At 58.5% G+C, this 25,446-nt stretch carries 26 protein-coding genes; 3 read left to right on the forward strand and 23 right to left on the reverse strand.

Annotation, left to right across the window (positions count from 1 at the left end):
• Window positions 1-104: 104 nt before the first annotated feature.
• Entirely contained in the window at window positions 105-1,295 is a 1,191-nt protein-coding gene (nhaA, locus tag AC0V61_RS05175) for a Na+/H+ antiporter NhaA (RefSeq protein WP_486156204.1), read from the forward strand.
• 4 nt (window positions 1,296-1,299) lie between these two features.
• Entirely contained in the window at window positions 1,300-2,178 is an 879-nt protein-coding gene (locus AC0V61_RS05180) for an alpha/beta fold hydrolase (RefSeq protein WP_486156205.1), read from the forward strand.
• On the opposite strand, the gene AC0V61_RS05185 is transcribed toward AC0V61_RS05180, so the two are convergent.
• The 19 genes from AC0V61_RS05185 to AC0V61_RS05275 form a co-directional block, all read right to left on the reverse strand.
• Window positions 2,175-2,549: a hypothetical protein gene (locus AC0V61_RS05185; protein WP_486156206.1), complete on the reverse strand. Its 375-nt coding sequence runs from the start codon at window positions 2,547-2,549 to the stop codon at window positions 2,175-2,177. The two genes, AC0V61_RS05180 and AC0V61_RS05185, sit on opposite strands and share 4 nt — an antisense overlap.
• A gap of 15 nt (window positions 2,550-2,564) precedes the next feature.
• Entirely contained in the window at window positions 2,565-4,016 is a 1,452-nt protein-coding gene (gene fliD, locus AC0V61_RS05190) for a flagellar filament capping protein FliD (RefSeq protein WP_486156207.1), read from the reverse strand.
• 12 nt (window positions 4,017-4,028) lie between these two features.
• Window positions 4,029-5,165: an EscU/YscU/HrcU family type III secretion system export apparatus switch protein gene (locus AC0V61_RS05195; RefSeq protein WP_486156208.1), complete on the reverse strand. Its 1,137-nt coding sequence runs from the start codon at window positions 5,163-5,165 to the stop codon at window positions 4,029-4,031.
• 3 nt (window positions 5,166-5,168) lie between these two features.
• Window positions 5,169-5,972, reverse strand: coding sequence for a flagellar biosynthetic protein FliR (locus tag AC0V61_RS05200; protein ID WP_486156209.1), 804 nt, complete (start codon window positions 5,970-5,972; stop codon window positions 5,169-5,171).
• A gap of 13 nt (window positions 5,973-5,985) precedes the next feature.
• The gene (locus AC0V61_RS05205; protein WP_486156210.1) at window positions 5,986-6,258 is read right to left on the reverse strand and encodes a flagellar biosynthetic protein FliQ; all 273 of its coding nucleotides are present in this window, start codon (window positions 6,256-6,258) and stop codon (window positions 5,986-5,988) included.
• 14 nt (window positions 6,259-6,272) lie between these two features.
• Window positions 6,273-7,067, reverse strand: coding sequence for a flagellar type III secretion system pore protein FliP (gene fliP / locus AC0V61_RS05210; protein ID WP_486156211.1), 795 nt, complete (start codon window positions 7,065-7,067; stop codon window positions 6,273-6,275).
• 2 nt (window positions 7,068-7,069) lie between these two features.
• Window positions 7,070-7,384: a flagellar biosynthetic protein FliO gene (locus AC0V61_RS05215; RefSeq protein ID WP_486156212.1), complete on the reverse strand. Its 315-nt coding sequence runs from the start codon at window positions 7,382-7,384 to the stop codon at window positions 7,070-7,072.
• Window positions 7,381-7,968 carry a FliM/FliN family flagellar motor switch protein gene (locus tag AC0V61_RS05220; protein ID WP_486156213.1) on the reverse strand — a complete coding sequence of 196 codons (588 nt, stop codon included), beginning with the start codon at window positions 7,966-7,968 and terminating at the stop codon, window positions 7,381-7,383. The genes AC0V61_RS05215 and AC0V61_RS05220 overlap by 4 nt, the downstream gene beginning before the upstream one ends.
• On the reverse strand, window positions 7,965-8,918 hold the full coding sequence (locus AC0V61_RS05225) for a FliM/FliN family flagellar motor switch protein (RefSeq protein WP_486156214.1): 954 nt from the start codon (window positions 8,916-8,918) through the stop codon (window positions 7,965-7,967). The genes AC0V61_RS05220 and AC0V61_RS05225 overlap by 4 nt, the downstream gene beginning before the upstream one ends.
• A complete protein-coding gene (locus AC0V61_RS05230) occupies window positions 8,915-9,493 on the reverse strand; it encodes a flagellar basal body-associated FliL family protein (protein ID WP_486156215.1) in 579 nt (192 codons plus the stop codon). The genes AC0V61_RS05225 and AC0V61_RS05230 overlap by 4 nt, the downstream gene beginning before the upstream one ends.
• 35 nt (window positions 9,494-9,528) lie before the next feature.
• Window positions 9,529-10,968 carry a hypothetical protein gene (locus AC0V61_RS05235; protein WP_486156216.1) on the reverse strand — a complete coding sequence of 480 codons (1,440 nt, stop codon included), beginning with the start codon at window positions 10,966-10,968 and terminating at the stop codon, window positions 9,529-9,531.
• Between the two features lie 46 nt (window positions 10,969-11,014).
• Window positions 11,015-11,491 carry a hypothetical protein gene (locus AC0V61_RS05240; protein WP_486156217.1) on the reverse strand — a complete coding sequence of 159 codons (477 nt, stop codon included), beginning with the start codon at window positions 11,489-11,491 and terminating at the stop codon, window positions 11,015-11,017.
• A gap of 57 nt (window positions 11,492-11,548) precedes the next feature.
• The gene (locus tag AC0V61_RS05245) at window positions 11,549-12,061 is read right to left on the reverse strand and encodes a hypothetical protein (protein ID WP_486156218.1); all 513 of its coding nucleotides are present in this window, start codon (window positions 12,059-12,061) and stop codon (window positions 11,549-11,551) included.
• Entirely contained in the window at window positions 12,054-13,412 is a 1,359-nt protein-coding gene (locus AC0V61_RS05250) for a FliI/YscN family ATPase (protein WP_486159453.1), read from the reverse strand. Before AC0V61_RS05250 ends, AC0V61_RS05245 begins: the two co-directional genes overlap by 8 nt.
• 7 nt (window positions 13,413-13,419) lie before the next feature.
• Complete coding sequence (locus tag AC0V61_RS05255; RefSeq protein WP_486156219.1) at window positions 13,420-14,190, reverse strand: FliH/SctL family protein; 771 nt, start codon at window positions 14,188-14,190, stop codon at window positions 13,420-13,422.
• The gene (locus AC0V61_RS05260; protein WP_486156220.1) at window positions 14,174-15,226 is read right to left on the reverse strand and encodes a flagellar motor switch protein FliG; all 1,053 of its coding nucleotides are present in this window, start codon (window positions 15,224-15,226) and stop codon (window positions 14,174-14,176) included. The genes AC0V61_RS05255 and AC0V61_RS05260 overlap by 17 nt, the downstream gene beginning before the upstream one ends.
• 139 nt (window positions 15,227-15,365) lie before the next feature.
• The gene (gene fliF, locus AC0V61_RS05265; protein WP_486159455.1) at window positions 15,366-17,015 is read right to left on the reverse strand and encodes a flagellar basal-body MS-ring/collar protein FliF; all 1,650 of its coding nucleotides are present in this window, start codon (window positions 17,013-17,015) and stop codon (window positions 15,366-15,368) included.
• 14 nt (window positions 17,016-17,029) lie between these two features.
• The gene (gene fliE, locus AC0V61_RS05270; RefSeq protein ID WP_486156221.1) at window positions 17,030-17,404 is read right to left on the reverse strand and encodes a flagellar hook-basal body complex protein FliE; all 375 of its coding nucleotides are present in this window, start codon (window positions 17,402-17,404) and stop codon (window positions 17,030-17,032) included.
• Window positions 17,401-18,840 (reverse strand): sigma-54 interaction domain-containing protein, encoded by a 1,440-nt coding sequence (locus AC0V61_RS05275; RefSeq protein ID WP_486156222.1) that lies wholly within the window; start codon window positions 18,838-18,840, stop codon window positions 17,401-17,403. The genes fliE and AC0V61_RS05275 overlap by 4 nt, the downstream gene beginning before the upstream one ends.
• A gap of 423 nt (window positions 18,841-19,263) precedes the next feature.
• Here AC0V61_RS05275 and AC0V61_RS05280 point away from each other — a divergent pair, with 423 nt between their 5' ends.
• A complete protein-coding gene (locus AC0V61_RS05280; protein ID WP_486156223.1) occupies window positions 19,264-20,088 on the forward strand; it encodes a flagellin N-terminal helical domain-containing protein in 825 nt (274 codons plus the stop codon).
• A gap of 124 nt (window positions 20,089-20,212) precedes the next feature.
• Here AC0V61_RS05280 and AC0V61_RS05285 read toward each other — a convergent pair whose 3' ends face one another.
• The 4 genes from AC0V61_RS05285 to motA are packed head-to-tail and all read right to left on the reverse strand — an operon-like array spanning window position 20,213 to window position 25,427.
• A complete protein-coding gene (locus AC0V61_RS05285) occupies window positions 20,213-21,031 on the reverse strand; it encodes a class I SAM-dependent methyltransferase (RefSeq protein ID WP_486156224.1) in 819 nt (272 codons plus the stop codon).
• Window positions 21,028-23,496, reverse strand: a complete 2,469-nt coding sequence (locus AC0V61_RS05290; RefSeq protein WP_486156225.1) for an HAD family hydrolase — start codon at window positions 23,494-23,496, stop codon at window positions 21,028-21,030. The genes AC0V61_RS05285 and AC0V61_RS05290 overlap by 4 nt, the downstream gene beginning before the upstream one ends.
• A 51-nt stretch (window positions 23,497-23,547) precedes the next feature.
• Window positions 23,548-24,549 (reverse strand): flagellar motor protein MotB, encoded by a 1,002-nt coding sequence (locus AC0V61_RS05295; RefSeq protein WP_486156226.1) that lies wholly within the window; start codon window positions 24,547-24,549, stop codon window positions 23,548-23,550.
• Between the two features lie 14 nt (window positions 24,550-24,563).
• Window positions 24,564-25,427 carry a flagellar motor stator protein MotA gene (motA, locus tag AC0V61_RS05300; protein ID WP_486156227.1) on the reverse strand — a complete coding sequence of 288 codons (864 nt, stop codon included), beginning with the start codon at window positions 25,425-25,427 and terminating at the stop codon, window positions 24,564-24,566.
• Between the last annotated feature and the right edge of the window lie 19 nt (window positions 25,428-25,446).

The raw sequence follows: 25,446 nt of genomic DNA on the forward strand, positions 1-25,446 counted from the left end.
TTGTCAGTGCCTAGGCTGACCGGCCTATTGTCTACGTCCACCCGGAACCCAGATCGTTCCTGTTGGTTGAGTGAATTGCAAGACCCTCTTCAAAGGACACACACATGATTGACCGGGTGAGCGCTGCTCTCAAGGACTTCCTCAAGCAGGAAAGCGCAGGCGGCATTGTGCTGATTGCCGCTGCCGGTTTGGCTTTGCTGATCGCGAACAGCCCGCTGGCAGATGCGTATTTTGGAACGCTTTCAACCAAGCTCAATGTGTCCTTTGGCGATTTTGCGATCAACAAATCGCTGCTGCTTTGGATCAACGATGGCCTTATGGCGATTTTCTTCTTCCTCATTGGATTGGAAGTGAAGCGTGAGATCATAAGCGGTCAATTGTCGAGCTGGGACAAAGCGTCCTTGCCTCTTGCAGCGGCGATTGGCGGCATGGCGATCCCGGCGCTCATTTACGTTGGCATCAACCTAAATTCACCCGATAGCATCAGCGGATGGGCTATTCCCGCCGCCACCGATATCGCCTTTGCCCTTGGTATCCTATCGCTTTTGGGACCGCGCGTGCCGGTGGCAATGAAGGCATTGCTGCTCGCGATTGCGGTGATTGACGATATCGGCGCGATCACGGTCATTGCGCTTTTCTATACCAAGGAAATTGATGTCACGATGCTGGCGGCAGGCGGCGCAATGCTGGCGCTGTTGTTCGTTGTGGGACGGCTGAAAATAGCCTCTACCATTCCTTACGTTTTGCTCACCGTCATCATGTGGGTGTTTGTTTTGAAGTCAGGCGTCCACGCGACGCTGGCAGGGGTCACGGCGGCCATGATGGTGCCAATGGTGGCGCGCGATGGCTCGCACATGCTGGAGCATATGGAGCATGGCTTGCACAAATGGGTCGCCTTTGTGATCATCCCCATTTTCGGCTTTGCCAATGCAGGGGTAAGCCTGTTTGGACTGTCTCCTGCTGACCTTCTTGAACCGTTGCCTTTGGGCATCGCTTTGGGTCTGTTGATCGGTAAGCAAGTGGGCATTGTCGGCTTTGCCTGGGTCGCGGTGAAAGCAGGGATTGCAAAGCTTCCCGATGGAGTGGGTTGGCGCAAGATCCACGGGCTGTCGCTGCTCGCTGCGATTGGCTTTACGATGAGCCTGTTTATCGGAAACCTCGCCTTTGCCGATCCGGCGCTCATTGATGCAGTGAAACTGGGTGTGCTTTCCGGCTCACTGGTGGCCGCCTTTGCAGGGTTCTTCATCCTCAAATCGGCGCTTCCCCAAGAGGATCAAAACGGGCAAGACGCCTGACGATATGCCCGAGACCAAAGAACCTATCTTGCACCGCTTCGAGGCGGGCGAGACCACCCTTGCTTATCACGAATGGCCCGCTGGACCGGGCGCGCCCACCCTTCTGATCGCCCATGCAACGGGCTTTCATGGGCGGTGCTATGATGCGATTGCGGCGCAATTTCCTGGCGCCCGCGTGATTGCGGTGGATATGCATGGCCATGGTCAATCCAGCGGCGGGCCACTCGATGAATGGCAGATCATCGTTGATGAGCTTATTGTTCTGATCGATCATCTGGAGCTTACAGATGCGGTTGGTATGGGCCATTCTATGGGCGCGCATGTGACATTGCGCGTTGCTGCAGAGCGGCCGCACGCTTTTCGCTCTCTCGTCTTATTCGACCCGGTTATCCTTGATCCGCGGTTTTATGACAGTGGCCGCTCGTTAACCCCCGAAGGGCAGATGCACCCTGCTGCCAAGCGCAAGCGCGATTTTGCGTCGCCTGAAGAAATGATAGCGCGTTTTCAGGAGCGCGAGCCCTACAGCCTTTTCCGCCGCGATGTGTTTGAAAGCTACTGCCACCATGGCCTCACACCGCTGGCGACAGGTGGCTATGAGCTCGCCTGCGCTCCGGAAGTGGAGGCGAGCCTCTATATGTCGAGCATGTCAGGCGCACCCGCCTTGGAAGCGGCTAAAGCCGTCGAGGTGCCCACCACCATCGTGCGCGCCATGCAAAGCGATATTCGCGACTTTAAGGGCTCTCCCACATGGCCGGGCCTTGCCGCCACCATGCCCAAGGGCATTGATATGGATCGGCCCGATATGACCCATTTCCACCCATTCCAAGACCCCGATGACGCCGCTCGCATTATCCGCGAGGCGATGGAGGCAAGCGGGGCCTAGACCGAGCGCGCAGCTTGGAGGATATCGTTCAAATCATCGCGCGTCCGGGCCAGCTCTAATAGCGAGGCCCGCGTCAGATTGCGGGCGATGGTCGTTGCAACGCCGCCGTAAAACTGGGTGAGAGGGGCGCTCAGCGGATTGTCCGGGGCAACGCTTCTCGCCAGCCAAATCGCAATGCCATGCGCACGTGAAAGCGCCTCGCGCGGGACCTGACCTGGCCTGTGTTCAATCGCAGCCACCGCCTGGCCAAGCGAGGCCACCGCTTCTTCAAGGCATATCCGCGTCAAATCCTCGCCCGAAGACGCCTCGATACGCGCATCAAGATCGACCCGGCGATAGGCGTTGGCGGCGCTTTTCGAAAAGGGCATCATCGGCTCACCCCCTCATCAATTCTGCGAGTTGAAGGCGTCAATCTGCTGCTGAAGGAAGCTCAGCGTGGATTGCGATTGGGTCACATTGCTTTGCGCTGCGATAAAGCTGCGGGTGAGCCGATTGCGCAAAGATTCCTGATTGTCAGCAACGCGTGCAAGGCGCTCGTCATTGCGCTCAATCTGCGCCTCATAGCGCACCACCGACCCCCCAAGCGAGCCCGGATCGGAGAGCAAAGTGTTATCCCTTGCAAGACCATCGATTGTGGCAAAGACACCAAACGCACCCGCCGTAAACATTGCCGCTGCGCCGTCAGGCGAATTGGCGAGCGTTGCATTGAGGCGCTGTGTATCGAGCTGGAACGAGCCATCACGCGTGATCGAAAGCCCCAAATCGCCCAGCGTTGAAGGCTCACCCTCCTCTGCACTGGGCATCACGACTTGGCTTGCAAGCGATGACAAATCTGCTCGAAGCCCGCGCGCACCCGAATCGTTGCCAAGCGTACTGCCCACCCCTGAGGCTTCTTGGTTGAGCAAGCCCACAATATCATTCAAGGCGGCCACGAAATCGGTCATCACCGCGCTGATTGCACCATCATTGGTCTTAAAGCTCAGCGTAGTTGGCTCGCCCGCATTGGTGGCGTTAAGCGTCAGCCCGATCCCCTCTGGAAGGCCGGTCACGGTGTTGCTGGAACTGGTGAGCTCTACTGTATCGAGGCTGAAGATTGCATCCTGCGAGGCCTGGCGCAATTCGCCTGAATTTGTCGCGGGGCTCCATGCAAGGTAGCTCAGATCACCGGGCGTTGCAGTTGGCAACAGGGCAGAACTTGCAGGCTCCAGAACAAAGCCATTTTGCGCGCCATCCTCGCCTTTGATCACCAATTGCGCGCCGTTTGATCCTTCAGCCACATAGGCAAACAGCTTGCCCTCGCTGCCGGTGGAAATTTTCGCAGCTAAGCTTTCAAGCGTATCATCAGCGGTCACATCAATGGCAAGGGCCGATTGCTCGGTATCCTCGGTAAAGCTGGCCCCGCTCACCGTGCCAAAACGAATGTTAAGAGTGCCCTCACCCACCAGATCATCGCCCGAGGAATAGCTTTGAGAGGCCAGCGTTTGGCTCTGGGCAAGCTGTGTCACCTCAAGCGAATAGCTGCCTTGCGGGGTGATCCCGGGAGTGGTCGAGACATCGGCGATGGCCGAATTGCCAAGGCTTGGTTGAGGCGACAAATCGCCATTGCGAACCCGGTCGCCCAAAGCGCTGGCAAGGTCATTGAGCGAGGAACGGATCAATGCTGCTGCCGATATCTGCGCCTCAAGCGCGGCGTTGCGCGATTCAAGGTTTGCGCGCCGAGGCTCAAACGAGGCCTGCGACAAATCATTGGCGAGCTGGATGAAGTCGATACCGCTCCCAGCGCCAAGCGCGGTGATGATCGATGAGCCTTGGTTTTCCATGCCTCCAAGGACGGGCATTTGCCAGATTGCTTAAGCGGTTTTTTCCCTGTTTCCATCTGTATCAAAGCGAAGGTCATCGGGCACGTCGACTTCGGGGGGACGGACCCGCTCACCGCGCTTCAATGAAAGGACGAATGCAACCAATGCGGCAATGGCAACATAGAGCTCTTCGCGCACCATTTGGTTGGCCCTTGTGGTGAAGTAAACCGCGCGCGCAAGTTGCGGATATTCGAGCACGGGTAGCCCCATTTCCCCTGCCATCTCGCGCATGGCAAGCGCCGTTTCCCCGCGCCCTTTGGCAAGCACAACGGGGGCAGGGGCGAGCTCTGGATCGTACGTCATGGCAACAGCAAAATGCATCGGGTTCACCACCACAAACTGCGCCTCTTTCATCGCCTTGGCGACAGAGCCACGCGACAAATCGCGCTGACGCTGACGACGCGCAGCTTTCATCTCGGGCGAGCCTTCTGCCTGTTTGGTCTCGTTTTTGAGGTCCTCAAAGCTCATTTTTAGGCGCTTGTTGCGCTGGAAGGCCTGGATGGGATAATCGATCATCGCGATGATCACGAGACCAGCGGTGAGGAGGAGGATGAGCAGCCCTCCCGCCTCCCAAGCAAACGCGAGCTGCGCCTGTAAAGACCCGCGCCCAAGGCCAAGCAGGCTCTGCATCGTGGTCGAAATCCAATAGGCTGCAATGCTGCCAAGCAGAATGAGCTTCAAGATTGACTTGCCAAGCTCGATCAACCCTTGCGTGCCGAACATGCGCTTAAGGCCGTTCATCGGATTGATCCGATTGCCCTTGGGCTTCAAATTTTGCGGGACAAAACGGCCCTCACCCAGCAGCAGTTGGACCGCCACAGTGATGATCATAACGACGATCCCAATGACGAGAATGGGTGGGAGGACAGCGCTTCCTGCATTAATGGCCAATATGCCGGGGTCGAAATCGGCATTCTTGTCGAGCTCGAACTGAAAACTGGCAAGGGCAACGCCGCGCACGCCTTCAAAAAGCCACGGGCCAAGCGCTGCGAGCATGGAAATGCCGGTAAGCATCGCAACCGCAGTGGCCACCTCCTTGGAGCGCAGGACATCGCCGTTCTTGGCGGCATCTGCTTTGCGCTTGGGAGTGGGATCGAACCGCTTTTCGCCCGGTGTTTCCTCAGCCATCGCTTAGCCCCCCACACCTTCAAGACCGGGCGTAAATATGGCGGCCGATTGTTCGAGCGCGGCTTGAAGCAGGTCGGTGAACTGCTCGATGAATATAGGCATGGCGACAATCATGGCAGCGATCCCCGCAAGAGTGCCAGCGGGAAGGCCAAGCGCAAAAAGGTTCAATGCAGGCGCAGCGCGTGAGATGGTGCCGGTGATGACTTGGACGCAAAGGAGCACAAGGATCACAGGCAAAGCAATCGCCGCAGCGGTCGCGATGCAATAGCCAGCGAACAAAACGATACTCTGCGCCTCGATAGCACCAAAGCCGCCCGAGCCTGCAGGAAGCAATCGGTAGCTCTCCATAATCAGGCGAAACCACAAGAGGTGCCCGCCGATAACGTAGAATAGGAGGGTTAGGATGAGGCCAAAAAAGCTCCCCAATGCGCCCGATTGCTGACCGCTGGCAGGGTCAATTGACGTCGCAATGGCAAGGCCCATAGTGCCTGCAATTTGTTCAGCGGCAATAAGGGGCACGGCAAAGGCGATTTGCAGCACAAAGCCAAGCGCTGCCCCGATGACAACTTCCTGCAAGACCGCAAGGATCGCTGCAAAGCTGAGCATATCGGGGAGCTGCGGCACCGGTATCCACACACCCACGAATATCGCGATAACGAAAGCGGCCATCACCCGCGCGGTTGCAGGCATGACCATGCCGCCCACCATGGGCGCGGCTATCATCGCCGCGCCGCAGCGGATGGACAAAAACATAAGCTGCCACAATTGCTCAAGCAGAGTGTCAAAGCCGAGATCAAGAAAGGTCACCTTGCGCCCCCCTTTATCCGGCAATGCCAGCGACCTGCGCAAAGATCTCTATGGTGAAGTCCCCCAAAAGCGCCATCATCGTGCCGCCAAGGACCACAAACACCACCGCGGTCACCGCAAGTTTTGGCACAAAGGTCAGCGTTTGCTCATTCACCGAGGTTGCCGCCTGGATGATGCCGACCAAAAGGCCCACCGCTAGCGCTGCAAAAAGCACCGGACCCACGATAAGCGCGGTCACCCACAAGGTTTGATCGGCCAATGCCAAAAGCTGTGCGTCTTCTTGCATCGCTTGGCGTCCCCCTATCCAAAGCTCATGGCAAGGCTACCCATCAAAAGCGACCAGCCGTCAACAAGGACGAAAAGAAGCAGCTTAAAGGGTAGAGAGATGATCGTGGGTGAAAGCATCATCATGCCCAAACTCATCAGGACGCTCGCCACAACAAGGTCAATCACAAGGAAGGGCAGGAACAGCATAAAACCGATCTGAAACGCGGTTTCCAATTCGCTGGTGACGAAGGAAGGGAGCAGGATCGAGAAGGGAATATCCTTACCGTTCTCGAACTGACCAACGCCTGCGATATCGGCAAACATGATAAGGTTCGCCTCACGCGTTTGGCGCAGCATAAACTCGTGAAATGCCTCGCCTGCCGCCGCAATGGCGGCATCGGCTTCAAGGGCACCGCTGGCATAAGGTTCAATCGCCACCGTGTTCACCATGTCGAGCGTGGGCGCCATGATGAAGAGCGACAAGAAGAGCGAGAGGCCTACGAGCACCTGAGTTGGCGGAGACCCCTGAAGGCCCAATGCTTGGCGCAGGATCGAGAGGACAATCAGAATGCGAAGGAAGCTCGTCATCATCAGCACGATCGATGGGAGGATCGTGAGAAGGCTCATCAGCAAGAGCAACTGGATTGAGAAGCTTAGCGGCGTGTCCTCGCCTGCCCCTTCCGCGCTCAAGGCTCGCTCAATCGCGCTGCCAATCCCGGCAGCGTCTGGTTCTGCAATGGGGACCGCTGCATGGGCTGCTGTGCCAAGCGAAAACATGGTTAACGCAAGTAAACACAAAAGCCAGCCGAGGCGTTTGAAACCGCTCATGCCTAAAGCTCAGATTTCGTAAGTGTTGCAGGCGCGCGGGCGGCATTGGGCGCGCGTTCGGAAGTCTCCGCCTCGCCAAGACGCACGATCCCAGCACGCGAACAACCCAGCAGGATTTCGCGGCCATGAAAGCGCACAACGGCGAGTTTCAATCCGGGGGCAAGAAGGCTCGTCTCGACAAGCTCAAGCGATCCCGAAGTGGATTGCATCCCGACAAGGCGCGTTTGCAAATAGCGGGTGAGTTTAAGACTGCCCCAGATCATGAGACCCAAGAGCGGCAGCAAAAGCGCCAGCCTTAAGAGATATTCAGCCATCATATCGCGTCATCCGCGCCCGGCGCTTCATCACCGTCCTTGGCAGGTGCATCGGTCAGCTCATCCAAAGCATCGAGCAATGCATCCACCTCTGGTTCTGCGGGCGGTGCCTCCTCATTTGAGGTCTCTTGTGTCGGAGCTTCGCGTGCGGCCTCTTCGCTGACGTTGGGCATCGGTTCCTGCTTGGCCGCTGACGCAGGATCATGGGTGGGTTCAACCGGTGGCTGAGGTCTGGGAGCTTCAGGCCCAGAAACAGATGGAGCGGCAGGCGCCGCGACCGGTGCATCAGGTCGCGGCGCTGGCCTTGGTGGCCGGCTGCTTGGCGTTTCACCGCCTGCAAGGCTCACAATACGAAGCGCAAATCGCCCCTCTTGTGCAATCACTTCGCCATGCGCGATGACTTCCCCATTGGCGGTGATATCAAGCAACTCATCGGTTAGTCTATCGAGCGACACAACGCTCCCTTCCGCCAGAGCGAGCACATCCTTGAGCGCCATATTGGTCGTGCCAAGCTCAACCGAGAGGCGAACTGAAACCGCACCAAGGCGTTGAAGCGCGGGGCTAAGAGTACCACCCAAAGCGTTCATTGACCTGCCTCCCAATGTGCGCGCGCCATGTCGGCGTTTTGGTGAGGCACTTTTGTCAGGCGCAGTGCCATGTGGTTTTCAATCGTCCCTGCAGTGCCATGGGCGAACACATCGCCGCCGATGCGCAAAGGAAGCTCGCGCGGGATCGTGAGCGCAATCTCATCTCCAGGCGCAAGCGCCTCCAGCTTTCCAAGCGACATTTCAAATTCAGTGAGCACCGCCTCCAGCTTGAGCGGCACCCCTTCATAAGGGTCGCGAGATTTCGAAGGCTTCGCATCGCTGGAGGCCTTGCCCCGATTTGAACCTGACTTGGGAAGCAGTTCACCCAACCTGTCTGATGGAAGGGCAATCAACATCTGCCATTCAACAAACGCGCCTTGGGCAAGGGTGACATCAAGAACCGCGATTTGCGCGTCTGCATTAAAGGGTTTGAGGCGCACAACGCTCTCACTGCGCACCAAAACATCGCCGCAAGGAGGTTCGCCTGTTCCCCTCGACATAGCGATCACTTGCGCAATTGAGCTGGCGAATTTCTCAACCAAAAGCCCGGCTGAACGAGGCAGTTGAGAAGGGACGGTTTCAGGCACGGTGCCCTCCCCGCCAAAAGAGCAGTCGGTAAGCGCAATCGCCGTTGCATAATCGAGGCTGAGCAAGACAGTCTGATCGCCTGTGCCAATGCGCAGAAGCGTGTTCACAGCGGTTTCCCCGATCTTGGCAAACACCTGTGTGCCGCTCATCATTTTGGGCTCGCTGATGGTGACTTCCAACTTGTCGCCTTGTAGGATCTGACCAAGTTCATTGGAAAGCTCGCGGGCCAAATCGCGGCGCCATTCGGCAATAACACCGGCGCGTTCATCGGGACGAGGGCCCCGCCAGGTAAGCTCTGAGCAATGCCGCGCAACAGGGCGAGCGCCAGCAAAATCAGATGCAAAGGTGCCAGACATATTCATTGGACGAGCAACCCTTTGAAGTGCACGTTTTCAACCCCGCCAAAGCCCTCATTTTCTTCGAGCACTTCATTGATCGCCTTGGTCAGGCGAGTAGCAAGAGCCTCTTTGCCCTCAATCGAGTAGAGGTCTTGTTCAGGTGTCGCGGCAAGCTGGACGAGGATCGCTGAACGGATCGCGAGCTGGTGGTTGTGGATCCACTGGAGCACGCGCCCGTCACGCTGTGTTGAAGCGGCAAGCTCCACCTGGATTAGGCCGCTGGACTCGGCGAGGTTCGAGGTAAAGCTGTCTTCGAATGTATAATAAGCGGTGCGAAACTCACTGCCACCTTCCCCATAAACGACAGGTCCCTCGTCCTTTCCTCCGCCAGGGATGGGGTAAGGGTCAGAATCGCCTTTGCGCACCAATTCAGGGTGATCGGGACCGCTGCTGCCGTCGTCACCGATTAATCCAGCGGCAAAAGCTCCATAAGCACCGCCCGCGCCCACGCCGAGTGCGACGACGATCCCGATGATCATCTTCATCCCGCCTCCACCTTTTTTGGCGTCGCCGTCTTCTTCCGCTTTTGCATCAGACATCGAAGGTTACTTCCCTGCTTTTGGTGCCACCAGGTTCAGGCGAAGCGTTCGCCATCTCCCGCTGATCCACCGCGCTGACCCGCCGGATTGGCCCGGTCTGAAGCGGTGTCTTCATCTTGAGAGCCGGTTTGCCCTGCGTATGGTTGAGACGTTCCTTGACCTCCCCCTGTGGAAGACCCGTAGTGGGCACCAAATTGCATGCCCTGGCCCTGGCCCTGAGCGCCTGAGTGCGAGCCAGCAGAGGAACCGGATTGAGAATTGGTCTGAGAGTTTGATTGCGAGCCTGATTGATCATTGCCGCGCTGCGTATTGCTGCCGGTGGCCTCGTTGCTCGCCGCAACACTTCTTTCAGCAAGCGCCGTTTGAATGGCGGGCACAAAGCCCGGATCGCGGGCCGAAAGCGTTGTACGAAGGTCATTGCCGCTCGCATCAAGCCGCATGGTGATCGCACCAAAGTCCTGGTGGCGCACGGTCATCTCAGGCTTGTTTGCCTGCGCATCGCTTCGGGTCTGGGTGAGCTGCTCAATGGTGCTTTCAAGCTGTGCGGAGGGCCGGAAAGCTGCTCCTGCATCAGCTAGCGGTGTGGGAGCGGCAGCCTGAGGTGCGATGGGTGCGGCAGCTGCGGTCTGCGGCGCGGCTGATGATGGTTGAGACGATGCTGTATCCAGCGGCGTTTGCGGGGTTGATGGCTGAGATGAGGCGGGCGCCGCTGATGTCGGCAGGCTGGAGGGCAAGGGCCCGCGCGGCGCATCGGGATCGGCCTGTGGGTCGGCCGGTATCGATAGGGCCGATAGGATCGGAGCCATGGCCGACGCATTGGCGTTCGCCTGTCTGCCGGTCGCATTCCTTGCATCATCGCTTGCGGCATCTTTTTCAGGCGGCGTGCCGGCTTTAGTGGTCTCAACTTTTGTCACCCGTCCAAGGCCAAGGGAAGACGTGAGGGTCTGGACCACAGGTTGGGAAACCAGCGCGCTTTGGGTGCCGGTTGATTGTGCTCTCGTTTGCTCGCTTGGGGGCGATATCGTTACCGCGGTGTTGGCAGGGTCAATTGGCGGCGAGCTTTTCAATGCTCTTGACGGATCGGCGGCGGCGGTCGGCTCGCTCAGGGCGCGAAGCGGTTGCTTGGTATCGCTCGGTTCTTGATCGGAAGACGCTGCGATTGCACTCGGGGTTATGTCCGTGGGCTTGGCGGGTGGTGCAGGAGGTTTATCAAGCGGTCTAAGGGAAGGGTCGGCGGGTGTTCGCACGGCGGGCTGCGCCTGCCCATTTGCCACCGGGGCCCGTTCGCTTGGAGTCTGCGCGACTGGAGTCTGCGCGACTGGGCTCTGTGCTACTCGCTCATTGAGCTGGGCTCTCGTCGCAGGGGCCATCACATTAGCCTCGACGACCAAAGCCGGGCGAAGAGGTTCACCGTTCGCATCGGCGCGCTCAGGCGCTGGGCTCTGTGTTTCAAAGGTCTCGCCGGTTTCAGTCAACGCGCGCTGGGGGAAAGGCCCGGCTCACCTTGCAAAGTTGCAAGGGTTAGGTCTTCGGGCGCAGTCTGAGCAGTAATCGCGCGCGCGCCCTCATCACCGCTTTGGGCTGATGGATCGGTTGGCCTTTGCGCTGGCAGATGCACGATAATGGGCTCTGCTGATAGCTGAGTGATTGGGGGGAGGTTGGCTCCAACAGCTCAGGGCTTGTCGGCAAGAGCGTGCCGCTTGGGAGTTGAACGCTGCCGGTTTTTGCCGCTGGGCTTTGGCCTTGAAGAGGCGACGCGCCGAAGGTCTTCGCTGGCGCCAGGCGAGCTGTTGCCTCGACCTCAAATTCGCGCCGCTCACCACCCTGCGCCTTAGGCCCATCAATGGGGGGATTGTCTAATTCCCCCGGCTGTTTTGTCGCAGCCTGAAGACCGCCAAGCAAAGCAGGAAAGGTCGCCTTTCCAATGATTTCCGGCGGCGCAATCGCGGACTTTGGGGCTGTTGGTGCGGCGGTCAGGTCTTGCAGAGAAGGGATCAAGGCTCGTCTTCCATTAGCTCTCACGTGGTCTTCGCGTGAGATGCGCAAAGAGAACGCTTAGGGTTGCGTGGACCCGGTTTTGTAAGCGCCCTTAAACGCGCCCCTGTCACCGGTGTGCTCCTGATTTTGCAACTTGCGTGCCATGCCGGATTTGCCGGTCAGCTGGTCCATCAATTCGCGCTGTTCGCGCTTTTGAAGAAGGGTGCGTTTTTCCTCGCTCACCCGGCTTTCCTGTGCGTCCAAACGGGTCTCGGCCTTGGCCAATGCTTGCACCTGCCATGCCGTCTGATCGCCTGCATCCTTGTGTGCGAGAGCTGCATCTTGAGCCATGGATTGAAGCGAGCGCACAAAGGCAAGATTGCTTTGCAACGTATGGCTTTGCGCGCCTTGGTTCATCGCATGTGCGCGTTTTTCATATTCGCAAAGAAGCGCGCGGGCGCGGTCGTGGATTTGTCCGCTGCGCTCTTCCTCGCCAATCGCATTCGCAAGCGCAAAACGCGCCTCGCGCCGGGCAATCTGCGCCATCATCAATTGCCGCTTAGCGATTTTCAGGCGGCGCTTTTCACTCATTGACCGAGGCGCTGACACTTTGGGTTTGCCGGGTCAGAGCGAGCAAGTGCTCCAAGCTTTCTGGCAAGCCAATGGCGCTGTTCCTGCCTTGCGTCAAAAAGGTGTCAATTGCACCGCTGTGTTGCAGCGCGCGGTCAAGCGATGGGTCAGAGCCAGCGCGGTATGCGCCCATCATCACAAGGTCGCGGTTTTCTTCGCGCGCTGAGATAAGCGAGCGTAGGACGCGCGCTGCCTCCACGATCTCAGGGCTGACGACGCCATCCATGACCCGGCTAAGCGATGATGGCACATCAATCGCAGGATAGTGCCCGCGCTGCGCCAAGTCGCGCGAGAGGAGGATATGCCCGTCAAGGATCGCGCGCGCTGTGTCGACCACGGGATCGTTCATATCATCCCCATCGGCAAGCACGGTGTAGACCCCTGTAATAGACCCGCCCGATGTGGCTGAATTCCCCGCCCGCTCAACCAATCGCGTGATCGCTGCCAATGCGCTTGGCGGATATCCACGCGCTGCTCCCGGTTCGCCCAGAACAAGCGCCAATTCACGCGCTGCATGGGCCACGCGTGTAAGGCTGTCGAGGACCAGAAGCACGCTCTTGCCTTGGGCCCTGAAATACTCAGCGATTGCGCTTGCATATTGCGCGGCGCGAAGGCGCAAGTTGGGTGCGTGGTCCGCTGGCACTGCGACCACAACCATCCGCCCCCGCGTAACATCAGTCATATGGCGCGCGACAAAATCGGAGACTTCCCGCGCGCGCTCTCCGATCATCGCAACCACGGTTATATCGGCCTGTGCCTGCCCGGCAATCGTATCGAGCAGCACCGATTTTCCCACGCCGGAACCTGCCATAACGCCCACCCTTTGGCCCCGGCCCATAGTCGCAAGCGCGTTGATCGCGCGCACTCCGCAGTCGAATGGCTTTGTCACAGGCGCGCGCTCCAACGCGCCTTCGCGTTTGCCGCCAAGGGGCCAAGGGTTCGCAAGATCAAGCGGCGGCCCGCCGTCAATCGGCTCCCCCAAGCCATCAACCGCGCGGCCGAGCAAAGCCTCGCCCACACGCACCATCCCCGGACTGCCGATGGCGCGCACGCGCGATTGAGGGCGAAGCAATTGCGTGTCGCCAAGCAGCATCATCAGCGAATGCCCACCGCGAAAACCAATGACTTCGGCGAGAGCTTCTTCGGACGTTTGATCACCTTCGATGGCCCCAAGTGATCCGATGGGAAGGGCAAGTCCCGACACCTCGATCAATCCCCCATCGCACGACACAACTTTGCCAAAAACAACGGGCCCCGCCTCGACGCGTGCGGCGCGGTGGCGCGCAAGTTCAATCTGGAGTTCGGCAAGCATGGCTGGTTCAGCCTTTGATCGCAGCGGCGATGGCGCGGCGCCAATCTGCGGGACGGTCACTAACCGAGCCATCCGCGGTCTCAAAGCGAAGTCCGCCGCGCTCTGCTGCTGGATCGCCCACAATGCGCCACCCCTCAAGGCCCTCTTGATCGAGCAGCGCCAGATCGTCGGGATGAAGGTAAAGCGTCATAGCGCCCGCGCCCGCGCCCAGCCTTTGTGCAGCTGTAAGACAGCGCTTCTTTAAGGCTTCTGGTGCGGGGATGAAATCGGCCAAAGTCTGAGAGCATAGGGCAATCACGGTCTCAGCCAGATCACTGGCAAGCGCATCCATCGCAGCTTGATCAAGCGCTCGAAACGTCTGTCTCAAACGCGTCTTCTGGTCGCAAAGCGCCTGACCCTCTTCCATGGCCGCCTGCCTTCCTGCCTCCTCTCCCCGAGCAAACGCTTCGGCGATGGGATCGGGTTCGGGGGCGGCCTCTGGAGGTGGTTCAACGGGCTCCACAGAAGGGGTTTCGAGCGCCTCCACAGCGTCTCGATCTATAAGCGCTTTTCGAAGAATATCTTCAAGCGCATCGCTCGCCTCCGCCTCAGGCAGTTCAACTGGTTGCGCCGGAGTTTGGGGTTTAGGTTCAGATACAAACCGCTCAAACGGCAGGCTCTCGACAAAGCTTTCCTCAGACTTCCCAAAATCAGGCAACCAGCTCAGCGGCGATGGACCACCCTCATCCTCCTCTGGACGGTCAAGCAGGGCTGTGATCCAATCAGATGAATTCGCCATCGTCGGCTCCAAGGTTGATTTCGCCTTGTTCGGCCAATTGACGCGCGAGTTGGACGATTTTGCGCTGTGCGTCTTCGACGTCCTTCTTGCTCAGACGCTGACGCATTTCGATCTCGTCCTTGATGCCATCGGCGGCGCGCGAGGACATGCAGCGGAAGAAGACATCGCGCGCCTCTTCCTCGATGCCTTTGAGCGCATCGATAAGCGCATCGTTGTCCACATCGCGCAGGATCCGGCCCATGGTTTTCGCATCGAGATCGAGCAGCATTTCGAAGGTGAATAGCTCCTCTTCGATCTGTTCGGCCAAAGGCGCATTGCGCTGTGCGATGGCGGGCAACACCGTGCCTTTGAGATCGCCTGCGCCTGCATTGATAAGCGCGGCAGCATCCTTCGCCCCACCGATTGCAAGGGCAGCTGGACCAAAGGTCGAACCGATACGCTGCGACAAAAGCTTATCGATCATATCGATAGCGGTTTGGCTCACGGGGCCCATGGTGGCGACCTTCTCGACCACAATGGATTGGATGTTGCCGGGAAGGTTGGAAAGCACTTCGGCGGCAGGCTCTGGCTCAAGCATTAGAAGGAGCGCGGCGATCACCTGTGGGTGTTCATCCTCGACCAATTTAAGCAGCACGGAAGGGGCAAGCCAGCGCGCCATCTCAAGACTGCGCGGACCAGGCTCTGGATCAAGTTTGAGCATCATGCTTTCGGCCTTGGTAGGGCCAAGCGAGCGTTCCATCATCGCGCGCACCTGTGCGTTGCGATCAGGCACGGGCATACGGTCGCTCTCGCTTTCCGAGACGAAATCCTCAAGCGCCTCGTTCATCATCTCGCGCTTGATTTCGCCCACCTCGAGCATGGTCGCTCCGATCAGCTGAAGCTCATCGGGCTCCATGCGAGACATAAGGGCAGCCGCCTCTTCATCTTCAAGAAGCATGAGGAAGATCGCAACGCGCTGTACGCGGGTGAGGATAGGCCTTTGCGCCGCGCTATCCATCGCGCCCTGTGCGCCTTCAAGAAGAGTGTCGTCTTCCATCAAGCCTCCTCCTCGATTTCCTCAAAAACCTCTTCGGGCTCATCGATCATGCGCTTGAGCACTTCGACGGCGCGGTCAGGTTGAGCCAGAGCCAATTGGCGTGCGGTTTCGATACGCTGGCTGAAGATTGCCTCAGGTGTCAGCTGAGCTTCATCATCATCCTCGATGATTTCACCTGCGACGGCTTCGATTTTACCGCCATCCGCGTCTTCGCCGTCAGAAGCAGCGTTGTGTTGCAGCTCATCTTCTCGAAGGCCATCATCATCGTCTGCGCTCTCATCACCATCATCCGACTTGTCCTCAAGCGCCGCAGGATCATCTTTCGCGCTCTTTTCATCCTCGGGCCCTTTGACCGCTTTGATGAGCGGGCGGACCGCCAAGAGTAGGACCAAGAGCACTGCAATAAGCGCTGCAACAATGCGCAAGACCTGGGCAAACCAAGACTGCTCGTAAAAGGCAGGGGGGCGACTTCGGTGTCGTCAAACGCGCCCACCACAACTTGCACCTGATCCCCGCGCGCCTCATCTGCGCCAACTGCAGCACTCACCAGCGTTTGCAATTGCTCAGCGGTCATTGGTGCTGCGGCTTCAAGTGCGGATTGGCTCACCGCAATCGCGACAGAGAGTTTGGTGAGGCCGCCGGGGCGCGCAGACTTTACCTCGACCTCGCGGCCAAGTTCATAATTGCGGCTGACCGCGCTTTCTGTATCGCGCGGTGCTGTCTGGGCTGCTCTTGCGGCGGCTTCGGGATCAGGCGGTCCCTCAACGAGCTCTGGGTCATCAGGAGGCGTATTGGTTTCGGCGCCCGGAATGCCTCCGGGGCCTGCTTGCGCAATACGGCTCGAATTGCGCTCACTCTCAGAGCGGACCGCACCTTCTTGATCATAGGTCTCGCGCGCAGAGGTCACTTCCTCTCGCACCAATTCTGCCTGCACCTGGCTTGAAAAATTCCCTTCGCCAAGCAGCGGGGTGAGGAGGCTTGAGACCTGTTCCTGGAGCTTGGCTTCAAATTCGCGCTGCAACAGCAGAGGTTCAAGCGTGTCTTCCTTGGGTGAGGAAAGAAGCCTGCCGTTTTGATCGACCACACGCACCATGTCCGGCGTCATTCCCGGTACAGAACCTGAGACGAGATTGACGATGGCCTCAACCTGACTTTGGCTAAGCGAACGCCCACTGGTCAGGCGCAGCATAACACTGGCGGTGGGCGGATTGTTCTCGCGCACAAAGACAGAGCGTTCCGGCGTCGCCAAATGGACACGCACATTTTCAACCCCGTCAATCTCGCGGATGGTGAGCATAAGCTCGCGCTCGCGCGCCAACCGCAACCGCTCACCTTCAAGCGTACGACTAGAGCCCAGCGGGATCGCATCGAGCATTTCGCTTGCCCCAAGGGGCGCAGCGATACCGCCCTCGCCTGCCACGAGCATACGCGCGGCTTGAATATCGGTTTCTGCGACCGAGACGATGCCTGTGCCGGGGTCAATGTTGTAGCTGATCCCCCCGCCTTCGAGCATCTGCACAACCTGCGCGCGCTCGCTATCGCTAAGCCCGGAATAAAGGATGCGCTGCGGGGGCGTTGATATCGCCATGTACACGGCCGCAATCGCAGCCACCGCGCCAAGGCCGATAAGGCCGGGAATGGCGCGCCTGAAGGCAGGCTGGCTGGTAAAGGCACTCAATTGCGCCTGCCAGCCGCTGCCATTGGGCGCGCGCGCAGATGCGCCCATGGCGCCGCCGCCAACGGGTATCGCGCCTTGCGACGGGACAGGCATGCCCCCAGGGACGGTCATCTCAGCCACTTAGCTCAGCTCCCCATCCGCAAAATGTCTTGGTAGGCCGAGAGCAATTTGTTGCGCACCTGAATGGTGGCTTCAAACGCAACCCCTGCCTCTTGACGTGCCAGCATGACCTTGGCGACATCGGTGACCTCGCCGCGTTCATAAGCGGCCTGCATATCGGCGGAGCGTTTTTGCACCGCGCTCACATCCTGCATCGCGTTTTGCAGCGTGTCGGCAAAGCCTGCGACTTGGCCGGTCGCGCTGGCTTGGGGCGTCTTAGCCTCATTGCCTGCCTCAACCCCGCCTGCGCGAACCTCTTGTAAGGCTTGGCTGCGCTTCAGGATTTCCTGCCGCAGAGCCATGACATCATGGATGCCGCCTGATGAGCCCCCGATCTTCATGCCTCAGCTCCCGTTTGCAAAAGCCCGTTTTCGCGCATCGAGGCAAGGCGATAGCGCAGTGTGCGCTCTGATATGCCAAGGCTTGCGGCGGTTTTTGCGCGGTGGCCGCCGTGCTGATCGAGCGCGCGCAGGATCGCTTGCGCCTCGGATTGGAAGGCGACGTCGGAAAGTGAAGCGGTGGCAGATGAGGATGGGACAGATGGCAGCGGGGCTGATGGAAGGGGGGCCGATGGAAGGGGGGCCGATGGAAGGGGAGATGGCGCAATAGCGGTCGCCTCCGCGCCCGGTGCGCTTGCCACAAGCGGGCGCGGTGCCTGATCAAAAACGACATGCGCCGCCTCAATCACCGCCCCGTCACCGGCCAAAAGGATTGCGCGGCGAATAACATTTTCAAGCTCGCGCACATTGCCGGGCCAATGATGCGCCTCAAGCGTCTCGATTGCGCCTGCCGAAATCCAGCTGGGCAAAGCGCGCTGTGCACCGTGGCGCAGGACCATGCCAAAGGCGAGAGGCGCAATATCGCGCACCCTTTCCCTTAAAGCGGGCAGGATCAGGGGAAAAACATTGAGCCTGTAATAGAGGTCTTCGCGAAAACGCCCCTGTGTCACCTCATGAGAGAGCGTGCGATTGGTCGCCGCCACAATGCGCACATCGACCTTTACCGGCTTGGTCGCGCCCAGTGGCAGCACCTCGCCTTCCTGAAGGGTGCGCAAAAGCTTTGCCTGTAGCGCCAGTGGCAATTCGCCAATCTCATCAAGCAAAAGCGTGCCCCCATCAGCTGCCCGAAACAGCCCCTCGCGCGCCTCACCTGCACCAGTAAATGCGCCCTTGCGGTGCCCGAAGAGCAACCCTTCAAGCATCGCCTCGGGCATGGCCGCGCAATTTACCGCAACAAACGGCCCTTTGCCGCGAGCGCTCATCCGGTGGACGAAGTTTGCAAACACCTCTTTGCCGGTGCCCGTAGGCCCTTCGAGGAGAACGGGTATCTCGCTTGCCGCAATACGTTCGCTCAAGGTGAGCAGCGCCAGACTTTGCGTATCACGCGCAATCGGCCAACCACCATGCGATGCGCTCGCGATCAGCGCAGCGCGCGCCTCTGGCAGGCTTGCCGCTGAATAATGCAGTGCAATTTTGCCATCGCTGATCCGGGTGAGAGATGGTTGGCGGGCCGAACTTTTGTCGCTTGCGTAAAGATCAATGACGATCCTATCGGCCCGCGCATTAGCACTTCGCGCAGCGGTTTTCTCGAAATTGCCATTGTCACCCAAGACTAAGCGATCCTGTAGCCAGCTTTGCGCAAGCAGGGGAACAGTGGGCTCAATTAGGGCTGAGTGCGCCGCGAGCGAGGCAAAGCGCGCCGCAGGAGCTGCGCTTGCATGCGATGCACCTGCGTTTTGCGAAATGTCAGCAGTAGATGTGTCTGACTGGCTTTGCATTATTCCACCTGCTTAATTTTGCCCCCTAGAAGGCCGGTGGAAAGGATTTGCCGGGTGGGCGGACAAGATAAAGGAAATTTAAGCACCCGTAGCTGCCCTAAGGAATTGCCCGAGTTTTGCCCCTAAACCTCTGAAATTAAACAGCTTGGCCGTTATCAACAAAAGCCGTCAATCTTTACCAATACCGGCAAGACCCGCACGCAGAGGCGGCAATTCCTCTCAGGGGTGCCCTAATATGGACTAGCGCGCGTGTATGAGGATGGATGGGTGAAGCAGCGCAGATCCCTGCGATTATTGGGCTCTCCCACATTCTTGAATATTTTGACTTAAACATTTTCGCCCCCGTCCGGTCTAGGTCTCAACAGCTGCGGCACCAGGCTGCTCTGTTCCAACCACTTGCACTTGGAAAACGGGAGTAACCCCATGTCCGTAATTAACACCAATATCTCAGCCCTGCGCGCATCGAACGCCAGCATGGAAGCCAACGAAATGCTCGGCAAATCCATGGAGCGTCTGTCGACTGGCAACCGTATCAACTCAGCAGCAGACGATGCCGCTGGCCTTTCAATCGCGACCGGCTTCACCAGCGACATCCGCGCACTTAACCAGGGTGTGCGCAACGCAAATGATGGCATCGCGCTTGCTCAAACCGCTGAAGGCGCATTGGAAGAAGTGTCCAACATGCTCCAGCGTGTTCGCGAACTTGCCATTCAGTCACAAAACGGCACGCTTGATGACACCGACCGCGGCTTCCTCGATACCGAGGTCACTGAACTTGCAGCGCAGATCGATGACATTTTGACCAATACCGAATTTAACGGCGTGTCCGTATTCGGCACCGGCTCAGGCTCAGGCAGCGACGTATCTGTTAACATTCAGATTGACGCAGGCCGCTCGATCACTCTCACCAGCACCGCAATCGACAACTCGAACCTTGATGCAGCGGGCCTCGATGTCAGCAGCGCAACAAACGCTGCAACCGCAGTCACCAACGTTGATAATGGCCTTCAGGCTGTAAACACGACGCGTTCATCGCTGGGTGCGGGGCAAAACCGACTTGAGAGCGCGATCAACAATTTGACGACGACCTCGACCAACTTGGCCGATGCACGATCGCGAATACAGGATACCGACTTTAGCCAAGAGACGACCGCTCTCGCCAAGGCTCAGATCCTTGGACAGGCCTCAACCGCGATGCTGGCTCAGGCGAACCAGTCACAGCAGAACGTCCTATCGCTCCTGCGATAAGGCGAGACTGACTAAAGAGCTCCCCACCGGGGTGGCAAGGAAACCCGGAGTTCCAAACAGGAGCTCCGGGTTTTACTTTGGATAAGTGATGTGATGGCTGCGCCGAACCAACCGCCGCAATACGTTAAGACGCGGCGCGGTCCTGCCAATCGACCACTTCGAGCCAATTGCGCAGGCGGTTTTCCTCCAGCCGCGCAATCAAAGGATTGGCGTGGAAAGGCAGAAGAAACTCTGCCACGGCGCCCGACCATTCAGCACTCGCATCAAATATGATGCCAAGGCCAAGCACTGCAGGAACGTGGACATAAAACAAGGGCCGCTTTTCTGTATCGGCTTCTTTGAGGAAATCTTCGACCGCGGTCAGCACACCGTTGCGCTCACCACCCGCTTGCAGAGCAACCGCAAAGGAACCCATTCCGCGAAGGCCTCTGCCTGATAATACTCCATCTTCGCCAAGGCGCACGCCGTGGTCGAAGCTGTGCGGGTGACGCCAGCCCGGTGGCACACGATCCGGCGCGTAATAAAAATCGCGCCGCGCACAGGGCCATGACACATCGTGCATGAAGGCGAGCAGCGGGCGACCTGCTGCACGTTGGATCCGGTCAATCGCGGTGAGTTCATGGTAGACGGTGTAATAGTTGTGATCGCCGTCCACGAACCAGGCATCGACGGCTTCAGCATCCCTCTCCAACGCATCGAGCGAAGGTTTTGCGATGTGGTTCACATTGCCCTGCCGCTGTGCCCAGGGGGCAAAGCCATCGGCAGGCTCAGGGTCAATACAGGTGAGCGAACCACCATTTTCGCCCGAATGCTGTGCGAGCAATTTGGACATGCCCCCAAACTCACTCCCGATCTCAGCGATGTTTTTCACCTTGGCATGATCAAGGCATGGCAAAATCAAGCTGGAAAACTCGGACATGGAATGGATCAAAAGCTCACTCATGCAGCTTTCTCCTTTTGGTGCGGCTGGGTAGCCGGAATGCTGGGTGTTTCAGACGCCGCCTCTGTTTCCTTGCGCCTGATCAAAGGACGCAGGACAAATTCGATGATTTCAGGATTGCTCTCATCAAAGCTTCGCGGCGGTTTGACCAATAGAAATGCCGCCGATCCGGTACATTCGTGGATGCCGGGAGCGTGCATTTTGAGGCCATCGAACTTTGCGCCGATCTCTTCCAGTCGGTCTTTCAGAGTAAATCCGCCTTTCAGCGTTTCGACACTGGTGACAGAGATTGTCGCGAGTTCGAACCATTCAAACACCGCGCCTACGCAAAGCGCGATGTTCTCGATGCCCTTGGGCACCGGCACGCGGGCGCTGTAAAATCCATCATGAGTGGGCTGCGCTTGGATTGTGGTCTGTGCGCTGTCGGTTGCGCCCATAAAGAATGCTGGAATGGCAATCGGTGGCTGGCTGTTATCGCGGTAGGTGAGGCCGAGGCCAAAGCGTTTTTGCACCATCAGGGAGAGGCGCGTGTTGATGTCCTCTGGCTCTAACTCGGCCGGCAGGAACATGCGATCAGACCCTTGCATATAGAATAGGCCCCGGCGGCGGATACCTTCCTTTGCGTGCGCCTGATCGAAGAGTTTGACCATGCGTTCAGAGCCCATGTTGACGTCGTGCTCAAAGTCTTTGAGCACCGCGACTTCCTCTGCATGGGGGAGGAACATGAACCGCGATAAAGCGCCCACCGCCCCTTCGCGCAATGCCCGGGGCTCGTCCACGTTTTCACGCCTGACCGCTGCTCCTTCCTGCGCGGCCTTTACATAGCGAATGACCCCCGCCTGGACGCGGTTTCGCACCTCGCTTTGCGCGCCTTTGACGGTCGCCTCTTCGCGAATGGGTTCACCTTCCGGTGTGAAGTCACGCACGGAGCCCAGCTCACAGGTCGCCAATTGTTCGATCACTGCGACATTGCCGCAAAGCGCTGCGACCATTTCAAAGTCATAGTGCCGCTCATCGATCATGCCCTTCTTGTCGAGCCCGGTTTCAACAAGCTCGCGAAAGATCATGTATCGCCCCGCCACATGGCAATCGAAGGCCTCTGACAGCAGCGCATCGACATAGGTCTGCGCCGAGCCGTTGTAGCCCAGATCCACCAACATCAATGTATCACCCGGCGCTGGGTTGGCTCTGGCGCGCATATGTTCGATCAAGCGCTCGGCTCGTTCGCGCGCGCGTCTGCGCACGGTTTTCTGCCGTTTGCCCGTCATCAGTTCATCGGCAAGCTTATAGCTGCCCTCGACCATTTGCTGCTCGGTGCGGTCATCGCCGATGACGTGGGTAATCTCGTCCTCGGTAAACAGCATTTGGCGGGCGAGAGTGGAGGGTTTGCGGCCAAATTCGGTTGAGAAGAAATTGGTGTAGGCCTCGCGCGAGGTGAGCGAGGCGATGATTGCGACAAAGCGGCTGATCTCAACCTCAGCGCTGTGCGTCGCATCACCAGCGGCCTGATGCACGAGATGCGGCAAATGCCCATCGCGCAGCATAAACAGCCAGTGCACTTTGCCACCGCGTGCCTTTTGCAAGGCGTCGGCCTCCGAACGCAGCCATTGGTCAAAGGCATGGAAGGCGGGGCCTAGCACGCTGAAGCCCAATTTCTCAGCCGGGTCTGCAATTTGCGGTTCATCGCGGGCGATCAAGGGCCGCTGCGGCATCAGTGCACGCACTTTGCCGCGTGCATCCCCAACAAGCTTTTGGCAGGCGCGCTCATACCGCAGGCGCTGAGCCGCCGCCTCGCTAAACTGTACAAGATGCAGAGCAGGCACACCCAGCGCGCGCGACGCTGTGAAATCGGCACCTTTGTTATCGCCAATATGCAGCACCTCGTGAGGCGCCAGTTTCATGGATTTCATGACATTGTGGAGCAGCCCTTGCGACTTCGACAATCCGCCTTCAGCCGATGCAAACACTTTGTCGATGAGCCCAGCAACCTCGTCGCCAGCCGCCTCGGCAATCAGTCGGCGCAATTGCTTGGCGCTGAAATAGGTGTCTGAAACGATGATGATCTTGAGCCCGCGCTCCTTCGCGCGGCGCATCAATTCAACGGTGGGTTCAAAGGCATAGCAATGCTGCGCCTCGGTAGCGATTTCCTCATCCACCGCCTGCGCGCGCTCTTTCGCGTTCGCATTGGGCATGGCTTGGCGGTAGATCGCCTCTATGCTGACCTCGGTGCGCTGGCGAAGGCTTGTTTCCGCTTTGCGCGCCGCTTGCTCCCCTGACATGCGCTGGCCCAGATTGAGCTGCGCAAGGCCCGGAAAGACGTCAGAGGGCGCATAGCAATCGCGCCACAAAAGCGTGTCAAAGCAATCGAGCGAGAGGACCTTTATCCCCTCACCGGCCCGCGACAATGCGCCCGGCAATTCATGCGGAAGGATCGCGCCGGTTTGGGTCGCAGGCTCGGGGTTTGGCATCTCTCATATCTCCGGTTGAGGCGGCAGATATGAGAGGTAAATCCACATGGTTTACGGGGTTGGAGGATTAACCCCCGTGGCTTCACTTAAAGCGCTCTCACTTAAGGAGTTCTGCGTGGCCCCAGATGTGGCCTGCGCAATCGCTTGGGGCCCGCGAGCACCTCTTCGTCGATTGCCCCGTTCTTGTTCGAGTAAAAGCAGCGAAATACGGCGGTTGCGCGGGTCAGCAGGGTTGTCCGCGATTAGCGGCTCGGTTTCTGCAACGCCCTCGATCCTGGCAAAGCGCCCTTCGGGAATTCCGCTGCGGATCAACTGCTGGCGCGTTGCCTCGGCGCGCCCCGCGGACAGCGACCAATTGTTCGCCTGCACCCCATCGCGCCATGGTAAAGAGTCGGTGTGTCCACGAAGGATGAGAGGCTGAGTTTCGGTGGCTACGATTGTGCCGATCACCTCAATGATCCGGCGCGCCTCTGGCGTGAGAATGGTCGTGCCAAGCGCAAACATGGAGAAATCAGCATCATCAACAAGGTCTATGCGAATGCCATCATCAGCGCGCTTTACCTTCACCTGATTTGCATATTTTGAGAGCGTATCGCTGTCCTTGAGCCGCTCAAGGATCTCCTCTTTCAGCTCCTCGATTGTCTTTCCCGCCACATTGTTTGCATCCAGCTGCCCCTCATCGCCGCCCTCTTTGGGGCCACCTCTAGCGGAACGCGGAACGGTGATAGTGCGCGTACCGGTCTGGCCCATGGAGTTGGGATAATTGTCCACGTCCGTCAGCGAGCTGCCGCCCAGCATGCCATTCGAAGAACCGGCAGATTGCTGGCGGGTCTTCACCAGAGTGGGCGAGAAATAGTCCGCAATGCCTTTGCGTTGGTTTTCCTCCGTAGCGCCCAAAAGCCAAAGCAAAAGGAAGAACGCCATCATCGCCGTCACAAAGTCAGCGTATGCGACCTTCCAGGCGCCACCATGATGACCGCCTTCTTCGATCGTGATTTTCTTGACGATGATCGGGGCAAGAGCCTCGCCGCCACCTCCAGCTTCTTCAGCCATGGTTCCACGCCCCCTTACTTACCGCGCATCATATCGAGAAGGTCGGTGAGTTTCGGGCGGTGTGCAGGCGGAAGGCCTGAGCGCGCCGCTTCAAGCACGAGCGGCTGTGGGTGGCCGTGGAGGCTCGCGACGATCACCTGTTTGATCGAGTGATAGATTTGCATGTCATGGGTGATGACTTGCTTGACCCGGCTCGCCATCGGGCCTGCGAGACCATAGGCGAGGAAAATCCCAAGGAACGTCCCGACCAGTGCGCCGCCGATCATTCCGCCCAAAACTTCGGGCGGTTCGTTGATCGAACCCATGGTCTTAATCACACCCAAAACCGCCGCAACAATGCCGAGCGCCGGGAATGCATCAGCAAGGCCTTGAATGGCGTGCTGTGGCTCCTCCAGTTCATGGGCCTGCGTTTTGATGGCGTTGTCGATAATGTCTTCGACCGCATTGGTATCGAGCGTGCCCGAAGAGACCACCATGAGAGTGAGCGGATCGCAAATCAGATTGGCGATTACGGGGTCGTTTTGCAGTTTGGGATATTCGCTGAAAATGCTCGACGTGGAAGGATCGGTCACATGCGCCTCAAGCGCAACCGCCCCTTCCGAACGGAGCAATTTCATCAGCTTTGAGGTTAAGGCGATAACGTCAATATGGTCCTGATCGGAATATTGCGGGCCTTTGAATACCTTAGCAAAACCGCCGCCCAAAAGCTTTAATTCGTGCATCGAATTGCCGATCAAAGTCGCGCCAATCGCTGCACCGCCAATCATCATCATCTCAAGCGGAAGCGCGGCCAGGATCACGCCCATAGAGCCGCCAGCCAGCGTGTAGCCGCCAAACACCATGATCATGAGGACAACAATGCCGATGGCTGCAAACACGTGGGTGGTTTCCTTGCTT

This window comes from Erythrobacter sp. JB1-4 (genome assembly GCF_057365025.1).